Raw genomic sequence first — 4,761 nt, 5'->3', positions numbered from 1 at the left:
CGTCGCCGCCGGCGTCGCACGGCTGCCCTTCTTGACTGGCGCTGCCCGTGCAACCTGCCCTTTTCCCGGAGGACCGCGTCCGTGGACGGTCGGAGAGTGGCCATCCCGGCGTCGCGGGTTGACGTCCCTTTGGGGGAGAAGGGGTGAACGGCCCCGGCGGAGACGGCGGTCGCCGGGGCGGGGCCGGCTTGCCGCGTCGGTTGCGCCCCGCGCTCGGCGGGTGGCGCCGAGGGGGGCGGCCGGGGGGTCAGCGGGTGGCGCCGAGGCGGTGGGCGAGGCGGTCGAGGGAGAGGTTGATCAGGATGAAGATGGCCGCGATGAGGATCGCCGCCGGAATGACGTTGGAGAAGTTGGCCGCGATCCCATTCAACCCCCGATCCACCAGCTCGTCGTACCCCACGATGAGCCCCAGCGCCGAGTCCTTCAGCAGCACCACGAACTGGCTGACGATGGCGGGCATCATGGCGCGGAACGCCTGGGGCAGCAGCACGAGCCGCATCACCTGCCCCTTGCGCATGCCGATCGCGTAAGCCGCCTCCGCCTGCCCTCGAGGCAGGCTCTGCACACCGGCCCGGATGATCTCCGCGATCACCGAGCCGTTGTAGAGGGTGAGCCCGAAGACGACGGCGGCGAAGGCCGAGATGTTCGCGCCGATGAGCACGTACGAGCCGAAGAAGGCGAAGAAGATCAGCAGCAGCAGCGGGACGGACCTGAAGAACTCCACCACGGCGGCCGCGGGCACCCGGATCCACCGGTGGTCGGACAGGCGCGCGGTGGCGAACACGAGCCCGAACAGCCCCGCCAGCACCACCCCCGCCACGGCCGCGCCCAGAGTCCCGGCCAGCCCCGGCAGGATGAACGTGGCCCAGACGTCGCCGCGCAGCAGTGGCGTCCACTTGTCGGCCGTCCACTGGTCCTTCGCGTCGAACCGCACATAGACCACGTACGCCAGCACCAGCAGCACGAGCGCGACACCCGCCGCCAGCACCCGGTTGCGCCGGATGCCGCGGGGCCCGGGCGTTTCGTAAAGGTTCGCGTAGCTCATCACATCACCGCCAAGAGGTTCATCTCGCAACCGCCATCCGCCGCGACAGCCAGCCGAACAGCAACCCCATCGGCAGGCACAGCAGCACGAATCCGGCCGCGAAGCCGAGGAAGATCTCGATGACCTGGTCCCCGTACGTCTCGATCATCTCCCGCATCCGCACGGACGCCTCGCTCACGCCGACCACGAGCGCGATCGTGGTGTTCTTGGTCAGCGCGATCAGGATGCTGCCCAGCGGCGCCACCACGGCGCGGAAGGCCTGCGGCAGCGTGATCAGCCGCAGCGTCTGCACGAAGCCCAGCCCCAGCGACCGGGCCGCCTCCGCCTGCCCGACCGGCACCGTGTTGAGCCCGGAGCGCAGGGCCTCGCAGACGAAAGCCGAGGTGTAGGCGGTCAGGCCGATGACGGCGAGCCAGAAGTTGTTGGTCGCGATGTCGTCCGACAGCTCGACCCCGAGGTTCGCTCCGACGCCGAGGCCGGTGAACAGCAGCACCAGGGTGAGTGGCGTGTTGCGGGCCACGGACACGTAGGCGCTCGCGGCGCCGCGCAGGGAGGCCAGCGGGGCCACCCGCATGCCGGCCAGCAGCGTGCCCAGCACCAGCGAGCCGATCGCGCTGACCGCCGTCAGCCGTATCGTCATCCAGAACGCGGCGAGGATCGTCTCGCGTTCCATCAGCAGTGCTTCCATACGATCAGTACCGCTCCAGCTGCGGGGCCTGCGGGAGGGCGAAGCCGGAGGCGCCGACGCTGGCCTGCAGCGCCTTCGTCCAGCTGCCGTCGGAGAACATCTTCTCCAGCGCGTCGTTGACCGCCTTGCGCCCGTTCGTGTCGTCCTTCTTCAGCCCGATGCCGTACTTCTCGGTGCTGAACGGCTTGCCGACCACCTTGAGCTTGCCCGTGTGCTGCGCGGCGTAGCCGGCGAGGATGACGTTGTCGGTGGTGATGGCGTCGAGCTGGCCGCCGAGCACGCGGTCCACACAGGCCGAGTACGTCCGCTCTTCCTGCAGCTGCACCTCCTTGGCGTACTCCGTCTTGACCTTCTGCGCCGGGGTGGAGCCGGCGACCGAGCAGAGCTTCTTGCCGTTCAGCGCCTCCGGCCCGGTCAGCGCGGAGTCGGCCGCCCTGACCAGCAGGGCCTGCCCGGCCACGAAGTACGGCCCGGCGAAGGACACCTTCTGCTTCCTGGCGTCGGTGATCGAGTACGTGGCGACCACCATGTCCACCTGGCCCTGCTCGATGAAGGCCTCCCGGTTGGCCGACACGGTCTCCTTGAACGTGATGTCCTTGGCCTCGACGCCGAGCTGCTTGGCCACGTACTTGGCGACCTCGATGTCGAAGCCGGTGAAGCTGCCGTCGGGCGTGCGCAGCCCCAGCCCCGGCTGGTCGGCCTTCACGCCGATCACCAGCTTCTTGTCGTTCTTCGCCTTGTCCACGACGGAGGCGTAACTGTCCTCGCCGCCGCCGCAGGCCGTGGCGGCGGTGGCCAGCGCGATCACAGTGAAGGTCGCGTAGAGGGAACGGCCGAACATGGAAGCTCCTTAGTGGGTGAGGATCTTGGCGAGGAAGGACTGGGCGCGCTCGCTGTTCGGGGAGCCGAAGAACGCGTCGGGGGTGTTCTGCTCGACGATCTCGCCGTCGGCCATGAAGACGACCCGGTCGGCCGCGCGCCGGGCGAAGCCCATCTCGTGGGTGACGACGACCATGGTCATGCCCTCGCGGGCGAGCGAGGTCATGACGTCGAGCACCTCGTTGACCATCTCGGGGTCGAGCGCCGAGGTCGGCTCGTCGAACAGGATCGCCTTCGGGTCCATGGCCAGCGCACGGGCGATGGCCACCCGCTGCTGCTGCCCGCCGGACAGCTGGGCGGGGAACTTGGCCGCCTGTCCGCCGATGCCGACCCGGTCGAGCAACTCCTGGGCCTTGCGCTCGGCCTCCGCCTTCGGCCGCTTCAGCACGTGGACCTGCCCGAGGACGACGTTGTCCAGGACGGTCTTGTGCGCGAAGAGGTTGAACGACTGGAAGACCATGCCCACTTCGGCGCGGAGCTTGGCGAGCGGCCGGCCCTCAGCCGGCAGCGGCGTCCCGTCCAGGCTGATCGTGCCGGAGTCGATGGTCTCCAGCCGGTTGATCGCCCGGCACAGGGTCGACTTGCCCGCTCCGGAGGGGCCGATGACCACCACGACCTCGCCCTGCCTGACGGTCAGGTTGACGTCCCTGAGCACGTGGTGGTCGCCGAAGCGCTTGTTGACCTGGTCCAGGACGATCAGGTCCGCGTGAGTCATGCGTCACGCTCCTTGTCTCGGTCAGCGTTGGCGTAACCGTAGGAGCCGCATGTGTCACCAAAAGGCTTATGCGCGTTCTGCTCAGCGATTGGCGGGGCGAGATTGATCAGCTGTGGCGCCGGAGACGCCGATGGTGTCCTTGTAGGCGCGGTCCCACTGCCCGTCGCGCAGCCACTGACCGATCAGCCCGTTGAGGTAGTCGCGGAGGCCGGTGTCCTGCTTGCGCACGCCGATCCCGTACGGCTCGCGCCCGAACGGCTTGCGCGCCAGCCGGAACACGTCCGGATGCTGGTCCAGCAGGCCGAGCAGGATCGTGTCGTCGGTGCTGATCGCGTCGACCCGCCCGGCCATGAGCGCCGGCACGCACACGCTGTAGGCGTCCACGATCTCCAGGCGGGCGCCGGGCGCCAGGGAGTGCAGCCGGTCGCTGGAGGTGGAGCCCTTCGCCGTGCACACGTCCTTGCCATCGAGGTCCGACACGTCGTCGATGGTGGTGTCGGAGACTCTGACCAGCAGGTCCTGCCCGGCGTAGTAGTACGGGTCGGTGAAGGTGACCAGCTGGGCGCGGGCCGGCGTGATCGAGTACGTGGCGATGACGACGTCCACCACGCCCTGGGCGATGAAGTTCTCGCGCTCGCGCGACACCGTCTCCACGAACCGGATGTTGCGCTCGCTGCCAGTCAGGTCCTTCGCGATGAGCCTGGCGATCTCCGCGTCGAACCCGGTGATCCGCCCGCTGGCCGGGTCCTTGTAGCCGAACATCGGCTGGTCGAACTTGATGCCCACCGTGAGGATGCCGCGCTCCCTGATCCGCCACATCGTCGAGCCCTCAGGGAAGGGATTGTCCTCGCCGCAGCCCGCGGGCAGGAGGCAGAGCAGTACGGCGAGCAGCACCCTGAGCGTGCTCACCGTACGCGGTACCGGTGCTGCGGGCGACCGGTCGGCCCGTACTTGGGACGCCCCTCGACCAGCCCGCGGTCGGCGAGATGCTCCAGGTAACGGCGGGCGGTGGCGCGGCTGACCCCGATCATCCCCGCCAGCTCGTGCGCCGAGGCGTCCTCCGTGACGGCGGACAGCGCGTCGAGCACCAGCTGCTCGGTCGCCGCCGAGATGCTCTTCGGCCGGGAGCCCTGATCGAGGTGGAGCGAGCGGAAGATGCGGTCGATCTCCTGCTGCTCGACGAACCGGTCGCCCGCCTCCAGCTGCTCGGCGGTGGCCGCGTAGCGCAGCAGCGTCTGCTCGAGCGTGCCCGCCCTGGTCGGCTTGACCAGGTAGTACAGGGCGCCGCGCTGCATGGCCGCGCGTACCGTCGCCGACTCCTTGCGTCCTGAGATCACGATGACGTCGGCGGACGGCTGGTCGGGCCGGCGCAGCCGGTGCGCCACCTCGAGTCCCGGCAGGTCCGGCAGGTGCAGGTCGAGCAGCACCAGCCGG

General features: G+C 69.3%; 6 protein-coding genes. All 6 read right to left on the bottom strand.

Annotation, left to right across the window (positions count from 1 at the left end; translation table 11 throughout):
• Positions 1-247: 247 nt before the first annotated feature.
• The gene (locus AB0J09_RS56450; RefSeq protein ID WP_360710861.1) at positions 248-1,045 is read right to left on the bottom strand and encodes an amino acid ABC transporter permease; all 798 of its coding nucleotides are present in this window, start codon (positions 1,043-1,045) and stop codon (positions 248-250) included.
• Positions 1,046-1,064: 19 nt separating this feature from the next.
• Complete coding sequence (locus AB0J09_RS56445; RefSeq protein WP_360710858.1) at positions 1,065-1,733, bottom strand: amino acid ABC transporter permease; 669 nt, start codon at positions 1,731-1,733, stop codon at positions 1,065-1,067.
• 4 nt (positions 1,734-1,737) lie between these two features.
• Positions 1,738-2,574 (bottom strand): glutamate ABC transporter substrate-binding protein, encoded by an 837-nt coding sequence (locus AB0J09_RS56440; RefSeq protein WP_360710855.1) that lies wholly within the window; start codon positions 2,572-2,574, stop codon positions 1,738-1,740.
• A 9-nt stretch (positions 2,575-2,583) separates the two neighbouring features.
• The gene (locus AB0J09_RS56435) at positions 2,584-3,327 is read right to left on the bottom strand and encodes an amino acid ABC transporter ATP-binding protein (RefSeq protein WP_360710852.1); all 744 of its coding nucleotides are present in this window, start codon (positions 3,325-3,327) and stop codon (positions 2,584-2,586) included.
• 81 nt (positions 3,328-3,408) lie between these two features.
• Complete coding sequence (locus AB0J09_RS56430; RefSeq protein WP_360710849.1) at positions 3,409-4,236, bottom strand: glutamate ABC transporter substrate-binding protein; 828 nt, start codon at positions 4,234-4,236, stop codon at positions 3,409-3,411.
• On the bottom strand, positions 4,233-4,761 hold a 529-nt coding region (locus AB0J09_RS56425), incomplete at its 5' end, for a response regulator (protein WP_360710846.1). The genes AB0J09_RS56430 and AB0J09_RS56425, both read right to left, overlap by 4 nt.

The sequence above is a fragment of the Nonomuraea sp. NPDC049784 genome, assembly GCF_040659615.1.
Classification (GTDB): domain Bacteria; phylum Actinomycetota; class Actinomycetes; order Streptosporangiales; family Streptosporangiaceae; genus Nonomuraea.
This window is presented reverse-complemented; position numbering and strand designations above follow the sequence as displayed.